The following is a 25,439-nucleotide window of genomic DNA, read 5'->3' as shown; positions in this document are numbered from 1 at the left end:
GTATTTAATAGGGTTCATCTTCTTTATTTTTTACTAATATCAATGCCAATTAATACTTGATTAATGAGAAATGATTAAAGGTTTACTTTATTTGCAAACGAAAAGGAATCTTTATGTTTAACAATTTTTTTATGATCTGGAACGTTTTGAATTGCTACAATTTGCGAATCTCTTACTTTCAGTGCATCTTGAATCCCGATGGTCATAAGCTTAATAAATAGAATCGTAATAAAGAATGAAGCGAGAGTATAAAAAATAATCCACCATGAAAGATTCATTTCATTACGATTTAATCCAATAAGACCTGCCCAATCATTAGATAGAGAAACAGGTTTGAGCACTCCGTCATAGAGTTCACGCATTTGTATGCCACCAATTACAATGTTAAGCAACGCTAAATGGATAACGAGTATGAGTGTTTGGACGATATGTTCCATAAATAATACAAATAAGCGGTCAAGTAATAAGACTCGTAAGTGTTTTTTAATAATATGAAAACGACTAGCCCCCAGTAATTGTGAACTTAAGATGTAATCTTGTTTCATAAATTCATCAACCTCTGAGGATATGTATAAAGAAAGTGTAGGCAGAGCGACGAAAATAAGTACGAGTACTTGATAAAACGTAAATGAAATATTTGGATCTACCCCATCAGCATTTGATGTGATTATAATATTAACGGGCGTGATGAGTATGAATGCGATAAATAGAGTTGGAATATAATAAAAAACTTCTGAGCATGACTGGAAAAATCTCTTGAGTTTTGGAGCAAATAAACTTAAGAGGATTCCTATACATGTTCCGCATAAAATTCGAAAGAAGCTAATTGCCACGGCTAATAAAATAGTGAATTTTGCTCCTTCTACAATTTGTAAGAAAACAGACTCTCCAAAACGATCAGATCCAAAAGGTGGAATTAACGATGGCGGAAAGGGGGCCTTTCCAAGTAATTCGTTATTTTCATTGTAAAGTAACTGAGGAGGTTTTGGGATGTTATCTTTAAAGAACCAACTATAAATAAAACTAGCTGAAATAAGTATGAATAGATAAGCAAAGCCGATTAAAAAGCGTTTTGATTTCCAAATAGATTTCATAATGATACTCCTTTCAATTGCTTTTTCCATCTATTCATCATGAATGAGACTATTTGGAAAATGGCGTAAAATGGTAAAACAATCATAACAAGTATGATAAATGCAGCTGGAGGTGAAACAAACGCCTTATTAAATAAAAATTGAATAATGCCTTCCATATTAAAAACAAATTCTAAAATGAATAAATTAGAAAGTAAGAAAACAAAAATCGTTTTTAAATGGTGGAAGAAGTGGATAGATATATTTTTGAATAAATGAATGCATAGTATATAACTTGATGAAAGGCCTTTTCCATATGCAACCTCTACGTAATGTTTTCCTTGCTCTTCTTTTATGTATAACACCATCATCCGAAACATTTGTAATGTAGGTAAGACAGCTAATGATAAAATAGGGAGTAAATAAGCTCGATTTTCATTAAAAGAAATAATAGTGACAGGAGATTCCCCAAATTTCTGAAGTACCCATATGAAAAATATTTGCAAACAAATCATCATCATCATATCAGGGACAGCTTCTAATATGAACACAATTCGGTTTATCCATTTTTTTATATAATCTTTTGCTAAAAAATAAAAAAATGCCATGCTAGATGATAAAAAGAGAGCAAGAAAAAAGGCTAAAAATAATATAGTAAATGAATATAGGTAAGGTTCTAAAACAGTTGGAAATAATGGTGTTTTTTTGAAATGGCCAAACTTCGGGTCTGATCCTATAATCACTAATGATTCAGGGGAAAAAACCTGTTTTAACATAGTAACGGTCTGATTAAAAAAATAAATTGGTTGAAAGGTAAATCCTTGTTGAGTGATAAATAAATAAGGTAAATTTAATAATAGTAAGAGTGATAAAAGAATTGATGAAAGCTTAATTGTGAATTGAGATATTTTATTTAACATTAAATCCCTCCGACATCTTTTTACAACATTATACAATAAATTTCATGTTATTGTTTTTATTTTTCTGAAAAATAAAAATACTTTTCGGTTTTATAGTATGCAAGATATATTTACAAGATAAAAAAGTGATAGTAGGGGGCCGCGCTCTATGTTTATCAAGATAAAAGGACTAGTGAACCTAAAACAATAAATAAGAGCAAAATGCACAGAATTCTCATTCTGCGGTTAGTTACTTTTCTTGGCTTGATGGTGATGTTACGTGAACCCTAAAAATGAATATTGCGTTTCAACTCTTTCTTCATGCAAATAAGTAGAACGTATGGAGGAGTATGTATGTGTTGTTAATGGGAGGAAAGAGTGTATTGCGTAACGAATATAACGTAAGTTTACCGCATGGAAAAGCTAAATGTAGTATATAAGTGAAATGGAATGAGGGGATTTATTTTTTTTGGTATGAAAAAAATTTTCTTTGTATAACTTGATAAATGAAAAAATATTTTATATACTAATTCATGTAAACGGTTTACTAAATCGTATTTTGCTAGAAATGAAGGGAAGATTCGCATGGAAACAAGGGGGAGAGTAATCGGGATTGATATCGGTACCACAAGTACAAAAACGGTTGTGTTCACAGAAAAAGGAAAAGTTATTGCATCACATGCAATCGATTACCCAATTATTCAACCGAATGTAGGATGGGCTGAGCAAGATCCTGATGTAATATGTGCCGCTGTATACAAAAGTGTAAGCGTTGCCATTGGAAAAGGTAATGTATTACCAGAAGATATTTCTTCAATCGGTATTAGTACAGCTATGCACGCATTAATTGCAGTAGATGAAAATGGTGCGCCATTAACGCGTTCTATCATTTGGGCAGATAATCGAAGTACGAAGCAATCAGAAAAATTATTACAACAAATGAATGGGCATGAAATTTATAGACGTACAGGTACACCGATTCATCCGATGTCACCACTTTCTAAATTGTTATGGATGAAAGAAGAGGAACCAGAGTTATATACAAGTGCCTATAAATTCATTTCCATTAAAGAGTATGTGATTTACCAATTATTTTCACGCTACGTAGTTGATTATTCGATTGCTTCTGCTACAGGGTTATTTAATTTAGAAACATTAAACTGGGATGAAGATGTTTTAACTATGTTACATATGTCACCAGAACAATTATCAACCCCTGTACCAACTACATATATTTTATCAGGTATGAAGCCAGAATTAGCACAGAAGATGGGGATAAGTGCAGAAACACCAATTGTCATCGGAGCAAGTGATGGGGTTCTTGCAAATGTAGGAGTTGGTGCGATATCACCGGGTGCGGCTGCAATTACGATTGGAACGAGTGGTGCGGTTCGAACAATCTCATCAAATATAAATACAGATGAGAAAGGGAGAACGTTTTGTTACGCATTAACAGATGAGCACTGGGTAATCGGTGGTCCAACGAATAACGGCGGAATATTACTGAGATGGTTACGTGATGAATTTGGTAGTCCAGAGCAAGAAGTAGCAAGAAAGCTCGGCATTGATCCTTATGATTTATTAATTAAATATGCAGAAAGCGTACCAGCTGGAGCGGATGGGCTATTGTTCTTACCTTTCTTATCTGGAGAACGCGCACCTTACTGGAATGCCAATGCTCGTGGTACATTCTTTGGAATCAATCTTCAACATAAGCGAGAACATTTTATACGTGCAGTGATGGAAGGTGTTTGTATGAGTGTATATTCAGTAGCACTCGCAATCAGGGATTGTACAGGTCCACTTACTGAAATACGAGTTTCAGGAGGGTTTGCAAAATCTGCATTTTGGAGACAAATGTTGTCCGATATGATGGGAAAAGAATTGTTTGTACCTGAAAGTCATGAAGCATCTGCGCTTGGGGCAGCGGCAGTTGCTTTATATGCTGTAGGAAAAATTGATTCTCTTGAAGAGGTAAAGGATTGGATTGATATTGTCCATCATCATGTACCGAATAAAGAAAATACGGCTATATATTTAGAAATGTTTTATATGTATGAACGACTTTACAATCGCTTGAAAGAAGAATTTGATTGTATAGCTGCTTTCCAACGTAAAAAATAGGGGGATTGGGAGAAATGGTAGTTGGGATCGTACTAGCGGCAGTTGTCATACTACTTTTACTTATTACGGTAGTAAAATGGCATCCATTTGTCGCATTAATTTTAACAGCAATTGGTGTAGGATTAGCAATGGGAATGCCTTTAATTGGAACTTCACCAAAAGATCCAGGGATTATTGATTCTATTAAACTAGGGCTTGGTAATACGTTAGGATTTTTAGCGATAGTTTTAGCACTAGGAACGATGCTTGGAAAAATGATGGCCGAATCTGGTGGTGCTGAACGAATTGCTAACACATTAATTAATCGTTTTGGGAAGAAACGAGTTCACTGGGCGATGATGTTCGTTGCATTTTTAGTCGGGATTCCGGTATTTTTCCAAGTTGGATTTGTACTATTAATTCCGTTAGTATTTACAATTGCATTAGAAACTGGGGTATCACTTATTACAATTGGTATTCCGCTAGTAGCAGGACTGTCAGTCGTACACGGACTTGTTCCACCGCATCCAGCGGCAATGGCGGCAGTTGGTATTTTTAAAGCAGATGTAGGGAAGACAATTTTATATGCGTTAATTGTCGGACTTCCAACTGCAATTATTTCAGGTCCACTTTACGGGAAATGGATTGGTGCTCGTATACATAAGGAAGTACCATTAGATATAGCGGAGCAATTTGTTGAAAAAGATAATAAAAAAGAGCTTCCTAGCTTTTGGAATACATTGTTTACAATTTTACTTCCAGTATTTCTTATGCTTGGTGCATCAATAGCAGAAGTTGCATTAAATAAAACGAGTCAACTAGCACAAGTATTACACTTTATTGGAGATCCGATTGTGGCTTTATTAATTGCAACCATTTACTCTTTCTTTAGTCTTGGATATGCAAAAGGTTTCTCAAAAGATAAAGTGTTACAATTTACAAATGATTGTCTTGGACCTATTGCAAACATATTGTTAGTGATTGGTGCAGGCGGCGCATTTAATAAAGTATTATTAGATTCTGGAATTGGAACGACAATTGCAGATATGGCGAAAGAATCACATATTTCACCGATATTATTAGGGTGGGGAATTGCGGCACTAATCCGAATTGCAACTGGATCAGCTACTGTTTCTATGATGACAGCGGCTGGAATTGTTGCACCGATTGCAGCAAGCACACCAGGTGTAAATGTTGAATTATTAGCACTTGCAACTGGTGCAGGGTCATTAATTTTATCACACGTGAATGATTCAGGATTTTGGATGATTAAAGAGTATTTCGGAATGACTGTGAAAGAAACATTATTAACATGGACTGCAATGGAGACTATATTATCTGTAGTAGCACTTGGGCTAATTTCAATATTAAATATATTTGTATAGAATAGGAGATTGATTAATATGAAACTAGGTTTAATTGGATTAGGAAAAATGGGATTCCCATTAGCTGAACACTTATATGAAGACAAGCATGAATTAGTAGTATACGATGTAAATAAAGAGCTTGTTGAAAAGGCAGGAAAACTAGGAATTACTGCACGTCATACATTAAAAGAAATGATTGCTGAACTAGAAGCTCCTCGTACAATTTGGGTAATGGTGCCTGCAGGAGAAGTTGTAGAGTCAGTACTAAAAGATCTATATTCGTTATTAGATGAAGGTGATATCGTTATTGAAGGCGGAAATTCATTCTATAAAGATACGTTACGCCGTGCTGAAGAAGCAAAAAGCTTCGGATTACATTATGTAGATATCGGTACATCAGGCGGTGTAGAAGGAGCTAGATACGGTGCTTGCTTAATGGTTGGTGGAGAAAAAGAAATTTACGACCAATTAGAACCTTTATTTAAAGATTTAGCAGTAGAAAATGGCTATTCTTATGCTGGCCGTGTTGGTAGTGGTCATTTCTTAAAAATGGTTCATAACGGTATTGAGTACGGCATGATGCAAGCAATCGCTGAAGGATTTGAAGTACTAGATAAGAGTGACTTTGATTTCAATTATGAAGATGTTGCAAAAGTATGGGCGAACGGATCAGTTATCCGTGGTTGGTTAATGGACTTAACTGAAAAAGCATTTGCAGAAGATCCGAAACTAGATGGCATTAAAGGTGTAATGAACTCTTCAGGAGAAGGAAAATGGACTGTTGAAACTGCACTTGAACTTCAAGCTGCAGCACCAGTAATCGCTATGTCATTATTTATGCGCTATCGTTCTCAGGAAGATGATACATTCCATGGAAAAGTAGTTTCAGCACTACGTAATCAGTTCGGTGGACATGAAGTTGTGAAAAAATAAGGATGTTTTTGAAAAGAAACTTGTGTATAAGCGCAAGTTTCTTTTTTATAGTTTAAGAAACTACTAATTTAAAAATACCAATCAATCATTGTTTTTTTGTCACAAATGACAGCTTCAACGTTCATTGAATGAACAATATATTCTATATTTTCTTCTTTAGCTAATAATAAGGTTGTAAAGGAATCAAATATACTCATAAACGCATACTCATTATCTTCGCCAGTAATAATTAACTCATTATTGCTAATGTCCCAAATATCTAATGGAGTAGTATTATCTACCGCTAATAATCCGTTTGTATCAAGAATTGGTTCAGAGAAATATAAATTTTTTGCACCTTTAGAACCGAGGAGTTTAAGTAATTTATGTAATAAAAATATAGACGTATAATCTTCTGTTGGATAATAAAGATCTTTTTTTAAGTTTGAATATAGCTTTTCAGCTAAATCCTCTCTTTTATATTCTTCTGTAAAAGCACCAATGGAAGTCAACATGGCCATTGCTAATTCTGCGTATGAATGTAATCCACTATAAGACATCATTTCCTTCCAAGAAACGGATTTCCCATTATGAATGATTTCTTCAGCGCTAGGATAGATGTGCTCATATGGTCTTTTTCTCACAGACTTTTCCCATCCTAAAGGCATTTGGACAAAAGGGTGTAGCAATATAGCTGCAGATTTAAAGGTGTTTGGTAGTTGTTCTAAAATTGGTGATTTGTCATCTAGCCAAATGTAATCCAACAAAATATAACCTCCTCTTAGACTTTGCAATGTACGGATTCCCGCAATATGTTTTTTGTATTGATTGTATCAAATATAAAGCGCTGCATGAAATATGTCCCAACATAAAAGTAAGAATAAATAAAATGAAGTTTTCATAAATAGTAAAAGGGTGCTTATGTCATCAGTATAGCTAAGAAATGTTGTTACATATGAGAAGAGCGTGTTAATAAAATATGAGGTGGTTAAATGGGAAATGAGCAAGTGAAGTCTGTAAAGGAAGAAAAAAAGTTATGTCTTTGTATGATCGTCAAAAATGAGTCTAGAATTATGGAAAGATGTTTAAATGCAACAAAATCAATTGTAGACTTTGTTTCTATTTGTGATACTGGATCGACGGATAATACGCCTGAAATTATTGAAAATTGGTGTAAGGAAAATGAGATACCTGGGACGGTTCATCATGAGCCGTTTAAAAACTTTGGTTATAACAGAAGCTTAGCTGTTTCGTTAGCGCAAAAAACATACCCAGAAGCAGATTATTTATTAATATTAGATGCGGATATGATTTTAGAGGTTGATCCGAATTTCGATAAAACGAGCTTAACGGAAGATCATTATCTTACATTACAATATGATGTTCATATTAAATATTGGCTTACGCGTCTTTTAAAAGCTTCTTTACCATGGAAATCTGTCGGTGTTACTCATGAGTATTGGGATATAGATCGTTCAAAAGTTGGAGCGAATTACAATACGAGGGTAGCTCGGTTAGAGACTCTTGTCGTGAATGATCCCGGAGATGGCGGGAGCAAAGCTGATAAATTTGAAAGAGATGAGAGGTTGTTGTTACAAGGAATAAACGACCCAGAAACAACGCCAGATTTGCATATAAGATATTTATTTTATTTAGCTCAGACTTATTTTCATTTAAGTCAATTTGAGAATTCAATTAAATGGTATAAAAAACGAGTGGAAGCAGGAGGATGGGTTGAAGAGGTATTCTATTCGTTATTGCGAATAGGATTTTGTTATGAGCAGTTAGCAAATCGTTCAGCAAATAAACAAAATGAAGTGACAGATGCTGATGAAAAAGAAACTGTTAAAGGGCAAGAAGAGCAATATTTAGCATTAGCTGTTTTTTATTTTCAAAAAGCTTGGGAATATAGACCAACCCGGGCTGAACCATTATACCAACTTGCAAGGTTGTATCGATTACGATCTCAAAACAATATTGCTTTGATGTACGCTCTGCAAGGGAAGGAAATTCCTTTTCCAAAGGATGATCTTCTATTTGTAGATTATCATGTGTATGATTACTTATTTGACTATGAAATTTCTATTAGTGCTTTCTATATACCTCATAAAAAACATTTAGGGGCGGTATCGCAAAAGTATTTGGAATCGATAAAAGAAAAGATTCCATTTCATATAGCAAATATAGTAGAGAATAATGCGAAATTTTATTAAATACATTTTCGGTTAAAGGAGTAGTGGAGTAATCATGGAATTAATGAGATGGGCGATTGAACTAGGAGAATCGGTGCATGGAAATACGTATGAAGAATTGATGCCACTACTAGACTATTATTATGATCGTGATCATTTAAAAGCGTATTGTATCGCAAATCTTCTTTTAAACATGGATGTATTAGATGAGGACCGGGAAAGAATCGAATTAAGAAGATGCATCGCTGCTTATTATGCTGGATTATATAAAGTAGCAAGAAAACATGCAAATGAGTTGGTACTTAAACATCCAGATGTAGATTTATATAAAAATAATTTAAGATTAATGGAAGTTTATTTGAATAAAGAATATGATTATTGTCTTTTTATATGCCCAAAGACATACGGTAGTTTCATAGATGTTGCGCGAGCTTTAAAGTGGCGGTTGGAGCAGGAGGGTAATACAGTAATTATATCAGAAACAATACTGGAAAATGCAAAGAATACAGTTGTTTTTGGAGCACATACATACGCATATAACCCGAATCTTCTTCCGAAAGATGCAATTATTTATAATTTAGAACAGCTATACGAAGGAAGTCCATATGCGCATCCCCTTTATTTAATATTATTAAAAGATAGAGTGATTTGGGATTATAGTAAACAAAATATAGAATGGCTTCAACAAAAAGGGGTAGGAAAAGAAATAAAACATGTAGAAATGAACTATGCTCCAACTTTGGAAATAAAAAAAGATGCGTTTGAAGATGAGATTATTGAAGATATTGATATTCTGTTTATAGGTGCTCTTAATCCGAGGCGACAAGCTATTTTTGATCATCTAAAAGCGATTGCCCCGAATTTAAATATAGTTTTTAAAAATAATGCGTGGGGAATTGTTAGAAATGAATTGATTGCTAGAGCTAAAATTATATTAAATATTCATTTTTACTTATCAGGAATTCTTGAAACACCTCGCGTGTCTTATGCAGTTGCGAATAAGAAATTTATTATTTCCGAAAATAGTAATCCAGAAGATGAGGTAGAGTGGCCAGGAATTGTATTTACTCCGTACGAAAAAATAATTGAAAACGTAATGAAATATATAGAATTACCAGAAGAACGGAAAAGATTAGCGGAAAAGGCATATAATCATTTTGAAGCAAATGAAAGTTTAGGTACATTGAGCATGAGAGATGAAACAAAGTAATTGTACGAAACTCATACGAAAGTATGAGTTCTTTTTTGTTTATCATACTATTTTATGAAACAAGTTAACTCTTTATATTGTATTTTGTATAGAAATTTCTGATAATATATAAGTAGAACTTGAAAACAAAGGGGAGAAATAATCATGAAACTAGTCGTTATTAACGGTACACCAAGAAAATTTGGTAGAACTCGCGTGGTGGCAAAATATATTGCGGATCAATTTGAAGGGGAATTATATGATTTAGCAATTGAGGAGTTACCTTTATACAATGGAGAAGAGTCACAACGTGATTTAGAGGCAGTGAAAAAATTAAAAACGTTAGTGAAAGCTGCGGATGGGGTTGTATTATGTACACCAGAATATCATAATGCGATGAGTGGTGCGCTGAAAAACTCTTTAGATTACTTAAGTAGTAGTGAATTTATTCATAAACCAGTTGCGTTGTTAGCGGTTGCTGGTGGCGGTAAAGGTGGAATAAATGCATTAAACAGCATGCGAACTGTCGCTAGAGGTGTTTATGCAAATGCAATCCCAAAACAAGTTGTGCTTGATGGATTACATGTGCAAGATGGTGAACTTGGGGAAGATGCAAAACCATTAATTCATGATGTAGTTAAAGAATTGAAAGCATATATGAGCGTATATAAAGAGGTGAAAAAACAACTAGGAGTGGAGTGATATGTCCTCACTTTATCATGATTCTCGCTTGTATTACATTCTAGGAGCCAATAGTCTATCTGCTATTGGTTCCGGAATTGTTATGATAACGATTCCTTGGCTGTTAATTAAAGAGAGTGGAGGAGAGACAACATTTGGTTATGTTTCTATCATTGCAACCCTCATTATGTTTTTATTAACACCATTCATTGGGCAAAGTATTGATCGTTTTTCAAGAAAATCTTTATTGCTATGTAACGAAGGAATCGGAATAGCCGTAATCGGAATAATGGTTATATGGGGATTTGCTGGGCAATCTTATCATTCTATTCACTATATTCTTATTTATATAGCCGGATCATTCTACTATTTATTATTTTATCCTACAATATTTGCGTTCAACCAAGAGATATTTCAAGCAGAACATTATAAAAGTTTAAGTGGAACGATGGAAATACAAGGACAGTTAACACAAGTTATTTCTGGAGCGGCCGCGAGCTTCTTAATTGAAATTGTATCTTTGAAGTGGATTTTGTTAGTAGACATGTTAACTTTTGCTGGAGCATTTTTTCTTTTCTTATGTATACCGTACGTAAAGAAAAAAGAAGTGAAAAGAAAAATAACATTTAAGAAGCAATTGTTTGAAGGAATTCACTTTATGAAAAAACGTCCTAAGCTCTTTTGGTTCTTACTGGCCACTTATATGCCGTTTATAGGTGTTATGATGGCAAATTATTTAATACCAGTTTATATTTCGGATATACTTAAAGCCAATGCCTCTGTATACGCAATAGAGGGGATGATGTACGGTGTCGGAGCGGTTGTTGCAGGAATCTGTATTCCACTCATAATGAAATATGTAAAAACAGAAGTTTCAATCGTTATGACGATGTTCATTTATGTAATTTCAATTACCGCAATGATTATTGAACCTTCCGTAATTTTCTTATATGGACTTGCAATTTTTCAAGCAGTTGGAAATGCGGGTACAAGAGTGGCGAGAAATGTATTGATGATGGAGGAAATTCCAAACGAAGTAATGGGACGTGTAGACAGCTTATTTCGCTTAATTGGTACTGGAATACGAATTGTATTATTAATGCTGTTTACAGCGGGTGTATCTAAAGCCGGAGTAATGCTTCCATTTTACGTATTAAGCTGCATATTGATCTTCTCATTAGGAATCGCTATTTATTATGTACTATCACAACGTAAAGTAGCGGCGAATGTTTCTAATAAATCAATCGTTTAAAAAACACTTCTGCCGCCCTTTCTTTTTCTGTATAATAAAAAGAAAGGGAGTGCAAACTTATTTATGAACAAATGGATCTTTCTTATCATTTTATTATTACCGCCACTATATATCATTTATATGACGTTTAGAATGAACAAAGTTGCTCGTGAAAAGTTGAGCTATCACTCTCCGTACGTTCTTATACTGGGTGCAAAGTTATTTGGAGATAGACCGTCTTTATCTCTTCAAAATCGTTTGGATGTAGCGTTGGAGTATTTATTTTCCCATCCTGAAGCGAAAGTAATTGTTTCAGGTGGTCAAGGAGAAGATGAAGATATACCGGAAGCTCACAGCATGAGAAACTATTTAATGGTACACGGTATAGATGAGAGTCGTATTTTAATAGAAGATCAATCTACAAATACGTATGAAAACTTAAAGTTTAGTATGAATTTATATAATGTGAAACATGCGGTAGTTGTAAGTAATACGTATCATTTATATCGAACGAAAATAATTGCAAAGCGTTTAGGCATGAAGATGGAGGCACTAGCTGCTGAAACACCAATTCGTTCTAAGAGAAAAATGTATGTTCGCGAATATGCTGCTATTATGAAAACAATATTGTTCGACCGTTAGAGCTCAAATGTGAGCTCTTTTTTAATTTAAAAGCGTATCATTTGAAATGAATGCCATATTCCATCAAAATAAAGGAAACAACAGTAAAGGAGTTGTATTTGTGATTCAATTTAATCATGTGTCAAAATCGTATGAAGATGGCACGAAAGCAGTGGATTCATTGCATTTAGAAATTAAAAAGGGAGAATTTTTTGTTCTCATCGGTCCGAGTGGTTGCGGGAAAACAACGACAATGAAGATGATTAATCGTTTAATCGAAACGACTGAAGGATCGATTTTAATCGATGGAAAAGATATTCAACAATATAATATAAACGAATTACGTTGGGATATAGGATACGTGTTGCAACAGATTGCTTTGTTTCCTCATATGACAATTGCTGAAAATATTGCAGTTGTTCCTGAAATGAGGCAATGGAGCAAAAAAGAAATTAAAGCACGCGTCGATGACTTGTTACATATGGTTGGATTAGATCCGGATATTTATCGAAATCGTATGCCTGATGAATTGTCAGGAGGACAAAAACAACGTGTCGGTGTCGTGCGAGCATTAGCTGCAAACCCGAAAATCATTCTTATGGATGAACCATTTAGCGCGTTAGATCCATTAAGTAGGGAACAGCTTCAGAAGGATATTGTACAGTTGCAAAAAAAGATTCAAAAAACAATCGTATTCGTAACACATGATATGCAAGAAGCATTATCACTTGGAGATCGCATTTGTATTATGAAAGAAGGAAAAGTTGTTCAACTAGATACACCAGAAGGAATTATACATAATCCGAAAAATGAATTTGTAGAGGAATTCATTGGAAATCGTGGGCGAACTTGGTATCAGGGGAAAAGTATAGCAGATGTATTGCCACTTGATCAAAGTGTGCAATTAGAAGGGCAGGCGCTATCATTACATTCTTCTTTACAAGAAGCGTTAGTTCGTGTGCGTGATGAGGAGGTCGTTCCAGTTGAAAAAAACGGTCAATATATTGGAGCGTTAACAAGTCGTCACATTGTCAATTACATTGTTGAACAAATGAAGGAAAGAGGCTAAACAGTGACTAATTTTATACAAACGTTCCAAGAACGAAAAATAGAATTACTAACTGCATTAAGTGAGCATTTACAAATATCGCTTATTTCATTATTTTTTGCAGTAATTATAGCGGTGCCACTTGGCATCTTATTAACAAGAAAAGAACGAATGGCTGAATTTATAATAGGAACTTCTGCAGTAATGCAGACAGTGCCATCACTTGCATTACTCGGACTATTAATTCCATTAGTAGGAATCGGAAAACTTCCAGCGATTATCGCATTAGTTGTGTATGCACTATTACCTATTTTACGAAATACATATACAGGAATAAGGGAATTAGATGAATCTTTAATAGAAGCCGCGAAAGCTATGGGGATGAATAGTTGGAGAAGATTGTGGAAGGTAGAACTTCCTCTTGCATTGCCTATCATTATGGCTGGTATTCGTACAGCGATGGTATTAATTGTTGGAACGGCTACATTAGCAGCTCTCATTGGTGCAGGTGGGCTCGGTAAGCTTATACTATTAGGTATAGATCGAAATGATCATGCGCTTATCATTTTAGGGGCCGTACCAGCCGCGTTACTCGCTTTATTCTTTGATATAGTACTTCGCATACTTGAACGACCGAAACGCTCTTCTAAGCGTGTTATATTGACGATATGTATTGTTTGTATAATGATTGCTTCTCCATTTCTTTGGAGTACAGAAAAGAAAGATATTGTTATTGCGGGCAAACTTGGATCAGAACCTGAAATTTTAATTCAAATGTATAAGCAGCTTATTGAACAAGATACAGATTTACACGTACAATTAAAACCAGGTCTTGGGAAAACAGCATTTGTATTTGAAGCGTTGAAATCAGGAGAAGTAGATATATACCCAGAATTTTCAGGAACAGCTTTATCTACTTTCGTGAAAGAAGAACCAAAGAGTACAAATCGTGATGAAGTATATGAGCAGGCTCGCATTGGAATGGAAAAGAAATATAATATGATTATGTTGAAGCCAATGGAGTATAACAATACATATGCACTAGCTATGCCGAAAAAAATAGCAGATCAAAAGAATATAAATACAATTTCTGATTTAGGGAATGTTGCGCAGGAAGCCAAAGTAGGATTTACATTGGAATTTGCTGATCGTGAAGATGGTTATAAAGGAATGCAAAAATTATATAACTATAAGTTCTCGAATGTTAAAACGATGGAGCCGAAGCTGCGTTATAGCGCAATTGAATCTGGAGATGTTAACGTAATTGATGCATATTCAACAGATAGTGAATTGGAGCAATACGGACTGAAAGTGCTAAAAGATGATAAAGGGTTATTCCCACCTTATCAAGGAGCACCATTATTAAGAAAAGAAACGTTACAGAAATATCCTGAACTTGAAAAGGTATTAAATAAATTATCTGGAAAGATTACAGATGAAGAAATGCGAAAAATGAATTATGAAGTTAACGTAAATGGTAAAAGTAGTGAAGAAGTCGCAAAACAATTTTTACAAAAAGAGAAGTTACTTCGTTAAATTTACAAGAAATATACAAATTTATATGTTTGAAATGGCCGTTCATTACAAAATGAGCGGTTTTTTTGTGCATACTTATACATTTTTTCAAAAAAGTATTCCATTTTTGCTCATTTTCTTTTAGAATAAGTAATGTTTTCCTGAAAAAATATAAGAGAAACGTCTATTAGAGAAAAAGGTGACTTTAATAGTTGAACGAACATAACACCTAGAATGACAGATGGGGTGGTACAAATAGAAAAGAAGTTAGGATTTTTTCCATTAATCGCATTAGTAGTTGGAACAATGGTTGGTGGCGGTGTTTTTAGTTTACCGCATGATTTAGCAGTAGGAGCAAACAGTGGTGCAATAATAATTGGCTGGTGTATTACAGCGATGGGAATGATTCCACTTGCGCTCGTATATCAAACGTTAGCAAGACAAAAACCGGAACTTGAAGGTGGAATTTATAGTTATGCACGTGCTGGTTTCGGTGAATATATTGGATTTAATAGTGCTTGGGGATATTGGCTAGCAGGAATCTTAGGTAATGTCGCAACAATTATGTTACTGTTTAGTACATTAGGTTATTTCTTTCCAATTTTCAAAGGAGGAAATAATGTTGCGTCTATCGTTGGGGCATCACTTTTATTATGGACACTTCATTTTTTAATTTTATTTGGAATTCGTGAAGCTTCTATTATGAATGTGATCGCAACAATAGGGAAGTTAGTTCCAATCGTTTTATTTATTGTTGTAATGGTAACAGCCTTTCGCTGGGACACATTTACACATGATTTTTGGGGAGAAGGAACGATCTCACTTTCCGCTATACTTGGTCAAGTGAAAAATACAATGCTTGTAACACTTTGGGTTTTCATTGGAGTTGAAGGAGCAGTTGTATTATCTGGAAGAGCGAAGAATAGTCGAGATGTTGGAAAGGCAACAGTATTGGGACTTATTTTAGTAATGTCCATTTATATTTTAATTTCTGTCCTGTCAATGGGAGCTATGACAAGAGGCGAACTTTCTGTGTTAGAAACCCCTTCAATGGGGCATGTATTAGAGCACGTTGTTGGTCCATGGGGTGCAGTTGCGATTAACATCGGATTAGTTGCTTCACTTGTCGGTACATTAATTGGTTGGTTTTTACTTGTTTCTGAAATTTCTCATGTGGCAGGAAAAGATGGCGTATTTCCGAAAGTCTTTACGAAAACAAATAAAAAGCAAACACCGCACATGGCATTATGGATTTCAAATGGTGTTGCCCAAACTATATTTATCATCGTTTTGTTTTCGGAATCAACATATCAAATTATGTATTTCATTGCCTCAACATCAATTTTATTACCATATTTATTATCAGCGTTATTCCAATTTAAATTAGTCATTACAAACGAGCTAAAAGACGCTAAATTAAAAAACGGAGCGTTAGCTTTAATTGCTTCTATTTACTCTGTATGGCTTCTTTATGCAGCTGGTTTAAAGAATTTACTACTCGTTTCAATTGTGTATGGAATTGGAATTATTGTTTACACATTTGCAAGAAAAGAACAAGGGAACCGTTGCTTTGTAGGTGCAGAGAAGTATGTGATGTGGGCAATTATTGTTGCGGCTATCACATCCATATATATGTTATTAACTGGAAATATAAAAATGTAAAAAGTCCTTTTCATTTAAAGGGCTTTTTTCTTTGTTTAGAGAATATTTACTACATAAGATATTCAGGAGGGATGAGAATGGAAGAAAAAGAACAGTTGTCTAGAATAATTGATTTAGCTAGTGAGTTAAGGAAAGTATTAGTGCAAGAATCTTTTTTTAATCATCATCCTGAACTAAGAGGAGTCATTGAAAATTTAGCAAGTTCTGTTGAAAATTTGGCGGAATTACAAATAAGTAAAGATGAAAACGCTGAAGATCGATTACGTTACGTACTTGCGAAAATGAAAATTGCTCATAATGCAATTTTACAGGAGAAAAAAGCATTTCCTTCTCATTAATATAAGTTTTTATTTTGAACCTGGCGGATAACGTCAGGTTTTTTATTTCTAGTTTTTCGTTTCTTTCATACACTAAGAATAGTATGAAAAAAGAAGGTGACTAAGGTGAAATTACATAAAGCTCTTCAGCCAAGTTTTATAAAACGAATGTACTATATGAGATTTTTAGGGAAATTTACAAAAGCTGAGAAAGAGAAGAGTGGAGAGAATTTCTTTGTACAATGCTTATCGCCAATACCATTCACTTTACAGGAACAATTTACAAATGAACCATATGTATTTGAAGGGTTATGTAGCAATAAAAAGAATGAAAAAATCTTTTCGGAATTAAAGAAGAGGAAATTAGAAAAGCAACTAGTAATGTTTCGTCTTTATTATGAAAGAGGAAATGTATACGTGGAGTTAATATGTACAGAAGAACCGAAAGAAATAGCAAGCAGCTATAAAATGATTCCGGCACCTAAAGTTACAAATAATAAAAAAAGAGAATCTTTAGAACGAAAACTTAGCAACGGTTATTTATCATTTCTTATGCCAAAATTTCCGAAAGACTTTGAGCCTCCCGAATTATTGTGGCACGATGGAAGACTTTACGGAAACATATCCCTAAAGTCATCAATTAGCTCAATCGCCTATTTTGAACAGAAACGTGAGTGTAAATATATAAACTGCAGTGACTGGACGAAGTATGTAGAAATAGCGGTAGAAGATCAATTATATTTTGTAAGTGATTATGTGTATGAGCAATTAAAAAAACGAATGCATGAAGAAGGTAAGCTAGTTGAAGTAGAGGATATAAAAGTACAAAAAGATGAATGGGAATGGGATGAGCGTGAATCGTCTTTTTTACAGTATGTACAAAGTATGGTGCATAATAAAGGGTTATATTTGGATGAAACGGATATTTATAATTTCCATATAAGTGTAAAAACAAATATGTTAACGATTCTTGGTGGTATACCGGGCGTTGGGAAATCACGGTTTGTGCAAACTTATGCAGAAGCATTAGGGTTACAGTATGGGGAAGAGTTGGTTTGGATTCCGATTTCGCCATCGTATCAAGAACCACATGATTTACTTGGTTACCTTCATCCAAATGGTACTTTTATTGAAAGTGAAACGAAGTTAGTTAGGACGTTAATGAAGGCGAAAGAAAATCCAAATCAACTGTATATAATCGTTTTTGATGAAATGAACATGTCTCATATTGAGCATTGGTTTACTCCGTTTCTATCTGTTCTTGAACTTGAAACAAAAAATCGTATTTTAAACTTGTATGAGGGTGTACAGGACATAGAGAATTCAATTCCATCAACAATTGAAATTGGAGAAAATATTATATTTGTAGGTACTGTGAATTTTGATGAAATAACAAAAGAGCTCTCTGATCGATTATTAGATCGAACGAACCTAATAACGTTACAGAAAATTCCGTTTTGTGAGATGGGCATGGAACAGGCGAAAGTCGTATTACATCCACCTTTGAAAGTAACAGCGGGAGAATTTCGGATAAATTGGATGAGAAATAAAGCGATGATTGAAGTGTTTTCTGAAGAAGAATTAGAGCTATTAGATAAGTTGCATGTCGTATTGTCATCACATGACGCGTCTAAGGGAATTTCTTTCCGATGTGCAAATGCAATTGCGACTTATTTGCAAAACATACCGTTCCAAAATAATCATACCTATATGATCAGTAGAGAAGAGGGGTTTGATTTACAAATAAAGCAGCGTGTATTGACGAAAATCAGAGGGACCGAAATGATGGTTGGGCCTTTACTTTCTGAAGAAGCAAAAAGGGGGGCGACCTTAGTACCTCTTTTGCAATCTGCACTTGCAAACAGAGTATCTACATTTGAACACTCTTTAGCATATATACGAGAAAAACGTAGAGAACTGGAGCTGTATGGATATGCAAAATGAAGGGCGTTACGAAACAAAAATCGTTGATACGAATGAAACGCTCCCTTTTGTATTAAAGTTAATCATTGGAAATGAGGGGAAAGGAGATTATATTTTATTAAATCGTCTTTGTACATCTACTACAGCATTAGTTCAATGTATTTATAAAGTACAAGAATTAAAACCAATAAGATTGCAGTACAATTATGAAATTCCAATGAATATTACTTTTATATGGAATAAAGTATATGAGGGACAGAAAAATATAAAAGAGGCTCAATATGAAATAAATGAAAAAAAACAAAGAGTATTAATATATGAACATGGGAAAACAGAATTCTTTTATCCATGGCGCTGTGGTTTATACCATTTTGAAGTGCGTATAGAAGATACAACGTATTATGGCGCATTTCAAATCGTACCGAAAAACTTTTTTGATGATCAATTTGAAATGATTCAAGACTATGTGAAGTCAATTTTAAATGAGTTGATTTTGGATAGAGGTTACTATAAAAAGACCTTCTCTGCACTTAGCGATATTGAGGATTCTTCTTATTTAGTGTTACTTAGAAAGTTACCCCAAAAAATGAAAATGATAAAGCAAATCTTTAAGAAAATAGAATCAAGCTCAAAATTTATAAATGAATATAAATGGGAAGGAAAAGAGCGAAGGCCAACAAGAAAAGGAACTATAGTGGCAGAACGAAAACCTTATGCCAAACATTATAATCGTAAGTTTATGGAACAAAAAAATAGTAAGGAAAATGCATTTCTTAAATATAAAGCGATGCAATTTTATCATTATTTAATTGAAGCAAAAAGTTTTTTACGTCAAACAATTGAAATCTTAGAAAGAGAAAAAAAGAAAAAATCAGAAGAGTTTCAAGCCGTAAAAACGATTATACAAACAATTGAGCGTAATGGATCGGTAACTGATAGAGAGAAGCAAAAATATAAAAATATACATTTACTAAAAGAAGCCGATTTACGAAAGAGCTCAATGAAAATACAAGAATATAAAATATTGGCGCATATTGTGCGTGAAAATGTACAATACTTTCAAATGTTAATGCATTCTTCGTTTTGGAGGGAAGTTACTGAAACAAGTAACATGAACTTACATGATTTACCGATACCACATCAACAATTACTACATCATTTAGAAGTACTCCCGCAATATACGGATCAATCTCCATCGTTATTATTTGTTTATAAGCCAACGTTTTTAGTGTATGAATATTACGCTTTTTTTATCGTTATTTCAATTTTAGAGCAAATTGGTTTTGAAGCTAGAAACTCTATCCGTGAACAAATACAAGAACATTTTTATGTAGATGGATTACAAGATGGAACGACAGTAGTTTTAGAACGAGATGATATAAAGGTGCATGTTGCATTTAATGACTTAATTGAAACACATCCTCTTATTGCATTAAGTAAAGGTAGTAATTTTTACAATGGTGAGGATACGAAGAAGCCAGATATTCGCTTAGACTGTTATGTAAAAGAAGATGGGAAATACGTATATAAATCTTCTATTATTATTGAAGTGAAGTATAGTCCAATGTACAATATTTTTCAGCACGTCGGAAATACGAAAGCAACTGAGCAAATGTATAAGTACTGGTCTATAAAGTATGTAGAAGAACAGGATGGAAAGCGAGTCTATTATCGAAGGTCAATTTATGAAGTCATTTGTGTATATCCAGGAAGCCATATGCATAGTAAAAAAATTGAGTCTGGATGCGGTGTTTTCTTGCAGTTATATCCATATAAGACGAAACAAGGGGAAGAGAAATTAGCTGGAAAACATGGGATGGTACAAATTTTTGAAAAATGGTTAAAAAGCATTAAGAAGTAAAAGAAATCCTTTTTCATAAAGGATTTCTTTAGATTAAGAAGAATTATATGCTGTATGGAAAGAAACATAATGTAATTTAGATTTGAAAAGTGCTACAAATGTGTTATTAAAAGGAATTTGAGCGCGGGATAAAAGTCGATTAAATTGGAATCTAATTCATTTTGCAGAATATAATAAGTCATAAATATTTTTAGTTGCATACGAAGATTTGTTCTTATATGATAGATAGTGAAAGCGTTATCAAAAAACAGAGCGGCGATGGGAAAGGCGGTTAAATATGTTCCAGCGTGTTCAAACAAAGGAAGAACATTTTGGGTTCGAGCAACTATGGGGAGATTTTTGTGAGGAAAGAAACTTAATGTTCGTAGAACGTAATTTAAATCCATCACGATTTTTATTAATAGAAGATGAACATCCTATTGGTACAGTGGAATGTATTAAGTATACGGTACCTGAACAATCAAATTCTGAGTTTTTCTATCCGTTTTCTAAAAATGATTTAGTAAAAGATTTGAAGAATGTATATGAAATAGGCAAGTTAAGTATTTCGAAAACGTCTCGTGGGAGAGGACATTTCAAAAGGCTAACAGCTATTTTATTTATACATGCGTTAGAAACAAAAGCTGAATGGTACATTGCAGCAGTAACAAAAAGAATGTATATGTATTTACTTACACTTGGTTTTCCAATTGAGCCAATAGATAATCCATTTCAGTTTCATGATACTTTACAAGGTGTACCAGTAAGAATTCATGCTCGAAAAGGGGTTACGCATTTGTATTCTTTAAAAGAATTTCGTGATGTGATTCAAGGGAATGCTCATGCACAGGCATTAATTGCAGAATACAGTAAAAATATTATGTTAACGAAATAAAGCGAAGTGAATATGTATAATAAAGAGAATAATATTTGTATAGGATATAACTCTTCATTAAAAAAGACCCTTATTATTTTAATAAGGGTCTAAAAATTATAATCCAAATATACTAAAAATCATTTTGCGGCGCTTCGGTTTCTTTTCTCGTTCATATGTTGGTTTTGAATCAGGAGTAATATAAATGGGTTCTTCTTTCGTTAGGGCAGCTTCTAACTTTTGAATTCGCTCTAACATTTCCTCCATTTCACGACGGTGTTGTAAAAGTTGGTACGTGACGACATCATTTGCCTTATCTTGCATTTGTTCTTCCATTCGATCAAGTCTTCTCGTAATAGTATTTAATTGATCAGCTAATTGCTCAAAATCATTGGGTAATATGTTTTGAACAATTGTATTAACTTGAGTTTTTAATTCCTCAACTTCCTCAACTTCATTTGAGGAAGCCTTTTGAGTAGATTGAGAATTTTGAGATTGCTCTATTTGAAATCGATGGTGTTCTAACATTTGATCGACATCCTCTTGTGTGAAAATAAAGTGGCCATATTTGTTTTTCTCTATCGTAAGATTTAATTGTTGTGCGATCCGGACAACAGCCTTTGGGCTAACACCTAATTTCTTTGCGATAAATGGTGTTTTATATTCCAAAATAATCCCTCCTATATATATCCTGTTGAATGATTTCGAGCTATGAAGTAAGTTCCCTTCTAGTGCGACAAAAGAAGTGTGGAATCGGCAAAGAAAGTGTTTTTTCACGAAATTGAGTTGAGAAGAATAGTTCGTTTAAATAAAAATGTTTTATCGTAACATTTAGAATAATTTGACGAGTGTAAATGAATTAGATTATCATAATGATAAATATCTTTTTTATGTATGCATATAATATATAAAAAGGTGGTTGCTAATGTAGAATTTTGTTAGAGTATTAGAATGCTTACTTCACTTGAATAAAATTAAGTAGGAGGTGGCTTCCTTGCTTACAAAGTAAGTAAGGAAAAGTATTTGGACATATATAGTATAAGTATAGTGATTGTTTTAATTGCTTTAACGGCATTTTTCGTTGCAGCAGAATTTGCAATTGTTAAAGTGAGAAGTTCACGAATTGACTATTTAATTGCAGAAGGAAATAATCGTGCAACATCGGTCAAAACAGTCATTACAAACTTAGACGAATATTTATCTGCTTGTCAGCTGGGAATTACTGTTACAGCTTTAGGAATTGGGTGGTTTGGTAAACCTGCGTTAAAGCAAATGTTTGATACGCTTTTTGCAAATTGGAATATTTCTACTCAACTAGCAGACATTTTTGCTGTAATTTTAGTGTTTTTGTTAATTACTTTTTTACATGTTGTAATAGGTGAATTGGCCCCAAAAACATTTGCAATTCAAAAATCTGAACAAGTGAGTTTACTTGTTTCTAAGCCGTTAATTTTCTTTTATCGTATTGCATTCCCATTCATTTGGCTATTAAATGGTTCAGCTCGAATCATTACGAAGCTGCTAGGGCTGAAACCGCCGAAGGGACATGATGAGGTTCATTCAGAAGAAGAATTACGGTTGTTAGTTTCAGAAAGTTATAAAAATGGTGAGATTAATCAATCTGAATATAAATATGTGAATAAAATTTTTGAATTTGATGATCGCATTGCAAAAGAAATAATGGTACCTCGAACTGAAATGAATATTATAAGTAAAGAGATGCCTGCTGAAGAAGCTTTGCAAAAAATGTCTCGTGAAAAATATACAAGGTATCCAGTTGTTGATGGCGACAAAGACCACGTAATAGGTTTTGTGAATTTTAAAGATATTTTTACTGAATTTGTACAACATAAAGCTGTTAATAAGAAGACAGTAGAGCAATATATGAGACCAATTATTTTAGTTATCGATTCTATTCCAATTCATGATTTGTTTTTAAAAATGCAAAAAGAAAGAACGCATATTGCTATATTGATAGATGAATATGGTGGAACATCTGGACTTGTTACTGTTGAAGATATTCTGGAAGAAATTGTTGGAGATATTCAGGATGAGTTTGATACGGATGAGCAGCCAGAAATTCAAAAGGTTAGTGAAACGAAGACGATACTAGAGGGAAAAGTACTTGTTAGTGAAGTGAATATGTTATTTGGTTTAGGGATTGATGATGATGGTGTTGATACAATCGGTGGTTGGATTTTAACGAAGAATATAGAGATTGCTGAAGAGGATTCCATTGAAATTGAAAATTATAAGTTTTGTGTGAAAGAATTAGATGGACATTATATAAAAAGATTAGAAGTTACAAAGATAGTAGAATCGATTGTTATTTTAGAAGATGAAAAACAAATTTCGTTACAAGAGCAAATTAGCTCGTAAACTCTGCTATATAGCAGAGTTTTTTTGAGCATAATGTTTTTTGAGGGATAAGGGCTATGATACAATGACATAAGTCAAACCTTTCACTAGGTGAAGTATTGTTGTATACATATATTTGGAAGGAGAAGAAGTATGAAAAAGCATTTATATATAAATGGAGATTGGAAATCTGTAAACACGTATAAACCATTATATGCACCATATTCTGAAGAAACATTAGCGGAAATTGCACAAGGCACGGAAGAAGATGTAAAAGAGGCTGTTACCGCTGCAAAAAATGCAATGACAAAAATGAATACATTATCTGCATATGATCGTGCGACTATTTTAGAGAAAGTTGCACAAAAAATGGATGAAAGAAGAGAAGAATTTGCAGAGATTATTGCAAAAGAAGCTGCAAAACCAATACGTGCTGCAAGGGGAGAAGTAGATCGTACTGTTCAAACATACAAATTTGCAGCTGAAGAAGCGAAGCGTATATATGGTGAGACATTGCCATTAGACGCCGCACCTGGTGCAGATGGGCGTATTGCATATACAATCCGAAAGCCGATTGGGGTTATAGGGGCTATTACACCATTTAATTTCCCATTAAATTTAGTAGCGCATAAAGTTGGACCAGCAATCGCTGCCGGAAATACAGTTGTATTAAAGCCAGCTGATCAAACGCCATTATCATCTTATGCATTAGTTGAGTTATTTGAAGAGGCAGGATTGCCAAATGGAGCTTTAAATATCATTTCTGGTCCTGGCTCCACGGTTGGTGAGGCAATCGTCAAAAATGATTACGTTGCTTCTATTACTTTTACCGGAAGTCCAAAAGTTGGAATCGGAATAAAACAAAAGGCTGGGCTAAAACGAGTTACGTTAGAACTAGGCTCAAATGCTGCTGTTATCATTGATGAAGATGTAGAGTTAACAGATGAAATAATTGAACGTGTAAAATGGGGAGCATTTGTTAATAATGGGCAAGTTTGTATTTCAGTACAACGTGTTTTTGTACATGAAACGAAAATGCATGAATTTCTTTCGAAGCTAAAGAAAGCGATGGAATCAGTTGTTGTTGGTGATCCACTGCTTGAGGAAACGGATGTATCAGCTTTAATTTCAAAAAGAGATGTAGAGCGAATTGATATGTGGGTTCAAGAAGCAATTAAGGAAGGAGCAACTGTTTTATGCGGTGGTAAGAAGCGGGATGCACGAATTTTTGAACCGACTGTATTAAAAAATGTTCCAAATCATGTATCTGTGCAGTGCCAAGAAGTATTCGGTCCACTCATGACAGTAAATACATTTAAAGAATTTGATGAAGCGATTGAGCAAGTAAATAATTCGCGTTACGGCTTACAGGCAGGAGTATTTACAAATAATTTATTTAAAGCAATGCGTGCAATTGATGAGCTAGAGGTTGGTGGTGTCATGATTAATGATATTCCAACGTTCAGAGTAGATCATATGCCTTATGGTGGCGTGAAAGAAAGTGGCACGGGGCGTGAAGGAATTAAATATGCAATAGAAGAAATGACAGAAATGAAATTAGTATGTATTAAAAAATAAAGTAGAAAAACTTAAAACTTGCACTAAAAAACGAGTAGGAAATGTTTACGATTCCA

20 protein-coding genes and 1 pseudogene are annotated in these 25,439 nt (G+C 33.9%); 17 read left to right on the top strand and 4 right to left on the bottom strand.

The genetic code is table 11. The features are described 5' to 3' along the window. Positions 1-74: 74 nt before the first annotated feature. Together D1166_RS05680 and D1166_RS05675 are read right to left on the bottom strand one after the other, a co-directional pair. Positions 75-1,094, bottom strand: a complete 1,020-nt coding sequence (locus D1166_RS05680) for an ABC transporter permease (RefSeq protein WP_118043257.1) — start codon at positions 1,092-1,094, stop codon at positions 75-77. Next, on the bottom strand, positions 1,091-1,993 hold the full coding sequence (locus tag D1166_RS05675) for an ABC transporter permease subunit (protein WP_000932684.1): 903 nt from the start codon (positions 1,991-1,993) through the stop codon (positions 1,091-1,093). The genes D1166_RS05680 and D1166_RS05675 overlap by 4 nt, the downstream gene beginning before the upstream one ends. A gap of 564 nt (positions 1,994-2,557) precedes the next feature. On the opposite strand from D1166_RS05675, the gene gntK reads away from it, so the two are divergent. Genes gntK through gnd form a run of 3 tightly spaced genes read left to right on the top strand, consistent with a single transcriptional unit; the run spans position 2,558 to position 6,375 of the window. After that, a complete protein-coding gene (gntK, locus tag D1166_RS05670; protein ID WP_044796274.1) occupies positions 2,558-4,096 on the top strand; it encodes a gluconokinase in 1,539 nt (512 codons plus the stop codon). Between the two features lie 14 nt (positions 4,097-4,110). Next, positions 4,111-5,460: a GntP family permease gene (locus tag D1166_RS05665; protein WP_000260208.1), complete on the top strand. Its 1,350-nt coding sequence runs from the start codon at positions 4,111-4,113 to the stop codon at positions 5,458-5,460. An 18-nt stretch (positions 5,461-5,478) separates the two neighbouring features. Then, entirely contained in the window at positions 5,479-6,375 is an 897-nt protein-coding gene (gnd, locus tag D1166_RS05660) for a phosphogluconate dehydrogenase (NAD(+)-dependent, decarboxylating) (protein WP_097856179.1), read from the top strand. Positions 6,376-6,443: 68 nt separating this feature from the next. Here gnd and D1166_RS05655 read toward each other — a convergent pair. Then, positions 6,444-7,207: pseudogene (locus D1166_RS05655) on the bottom strand (DUF2711 family protein). Between the two features lie 139 nt (positions 7,208-7,346). Between D1166_RS05655 and D1166_RS05650 the strand changes: the two are divergent. The 12 genes from D1166_RS05650 (at position 7,347) to D1166_RS05600 (ending at position 21,468) form a co-directional block, all read left to right on the top strand. Continuing rightward, a complete protein-coding gene (locus D1166_RS05650; protein ID WP_000526219.1) occupies positions 7,347-8,567 on the top strand; it encodes a glycosyltransferase in 1,221 nt (406 codons plus the stop codon). A 34-nt stretch (positions 8,568-8,601) separates the two neighbouring features. Continuing rightward, entirely contained in the window at positions 8,602-9,756 is a 1,155-nt protein-coding gene (locus tag D1166_RS05645) for a CgeB family protein (protein WP_000422325.1), read from the top strand. Between the two features lie 144 nt (positions 9,757-9,900). Then, positions 9,901-10,437, top strand: a complete 537-nt coding sequence (locus tag D1166_RS05640; protein WP_000780355.1) for an NADPH-dependent FMN reductase — start codon at positions 9,901-9,903, stop codon at positions 10,435-10,437. Between the two features lies 1 nt (position 10,438). Next, entirely contained in the window at positions 10,439-11,668 is a 1,230-nt protein-coding gene (locus D1166_RS05635; RefSeq protein ID WP_000097173.1) for an MFS transporter, read from the top strand. A gap of 63 nt (positions 11,669-11,731) precedes the next feature. Further along, the gene (locus D1166_RS31550) at positions 11,732-12,289 is read left to right on the top strand and encodes a YdcF family protein (protein WP_003312004.1); all 558 of its coding nucleotides are present in this window, start codon (positions 11,732-11,734) and stop codon (positions 12,287-12,289) included. Positions 12,290-12,389: 100 nt separating this feature from the next. Next, on the top strand, positions 12,390-13,337 hold the full coding sequence (locus tag D1166_RS05630; RefSeq protein WP_000614078.1) for an ABC transporter ATP-binding protein: 948 nt from the start codon (positions 12,390-12,392) through the stop codon (positions 13,335-13,337). A gap of 3 nt (positions 13,338-13,340) precedes the next feature. Next, on the top strand, positions 13,341-14,852 hold the full coding sequence (locus tag D1166_RS05625; protein ID WP_000181014.1) for an ABC transporter permease/substrate-binding protein: 1,512 nt from the start codon (positions 13,341-13,343) through the stop codon (positions 14,850-14,852). Between the two features lie 213 nt (positions 14,853-15,065). Beyond that, positions 15,066-16,493, top strand: a complete 1,428-nt coding sequence (locus D1166_RS05620) for a basic amino acid/polyamine antiporter (protein WP_000129448.1) — start codon at positions 15,066-15,068, stop codon at positions 16,491-16,493. Between the two features lie 77 nt (positions 16,494-16,570). Then, positions 16,571-16,831 carry a hypothetical protein gene (locus D1166_RS05615; RefSeq protein ID WP_000391445.1) on the top strand — a complete coding sequence of 87 codons (261 nt, stop codon included), beginning with the start codon at positions 16,571-16,573 and terminating at the stop codon, positions 16,829-16,831. A 105-nt stretch (positions 16,832-16,936) separates the two neighbouring features. Then, positions 16,937-18,754 carry an AAA family ATPase gene (locus D1166_RS05610; protein WP_118043256.1) on the top strand — a complete coding sequence of 606 codons (1,818 nt, stop codon included), beginning with the start codon at positions 16,937-16,939 and terminating at the stop codon, positions 18,752-18,754. Then, positions 18,744-20,594 (top strand): hypothetical protein, encoded by a 1,851-nt coding sequence (locus D1166_RS05605; RefSeq protein ID WP_001178734.1) that lies wholly within the window; start codon positions 18,744-18,746, stop codon positions 20,592-20,594. Before D1166_RS05610 ends, D1166_RS05605 begins: the two co-directional genes overlap by 11 nt. Before the next feature lie 277 nt (positions 20,595-20,871). Further along, complete coding sequence (locus D1166_RS05600) at positions 20,872-21,468, top strand: hypothetical protein (protein ID WP_000487795.1); 597 nt, start codon at positions 20,872-20,874, stop codon at positions 21,466-21,468. A 96-nt stretch (positions 21,469-21,564) separates the two neighbouring features. Here the strand turns inward: D1166_RS05600 and racA are convergent, their stop codons facing one another. Next, entirely contained in the window at positions 21,565-22,116 is a 552-nt protein-coding gene (racA, locus tag D1166_RS05595) for a chromosome-anchoring protein RacA (RefSeq protein WP_098221015.1), read from the bottom strand. 354 nt (positions 22,117-22,470) lie between these two features. Here racA and D1166_RS05590 point away from each other — a divergent pair, with 354 nt between their 5' ends. After that, the gene (locus tag D1166_RS05590) at positions 22,471-23,826 is read left to right on the top strand and encodes a hemolysin family protein (protein WP_001987328.1); all 1,356 of its coding nucleotides are present in this window, start codon (positions 22,471-22,473) and stop codon (positions 23,824-23,826) included. Positions 23,827-23,958: 132 nt separating this feature from the next. Then, a complete protein-coding gene (locus D1166_RS05585) occupies positions 23,959-25,383 on the top strand; it encodes an aldehyde dehydrogenase family protein (RefSeq protein ID WP_000716458.1) in 1,425 nt (474 codons plus the stop codon). Positions 25,384-25,439: the final 56 nt, after the last annotated feature.

Source organism: Bacillus sp. ISO11 (assembly GCF_003458115.1).
Taxonomy (GTDB): Bacteria; Bacillota; Bacilli; order Bacillales; family Bacillaceae_G; genus Bacillus_A; species Bacillus_A cereus.
The sequence above is the reverse complement of the archived record's forward strand: the minus strand, read 5'-3'. Positions and strand labels throughout refer to the sequence as shown.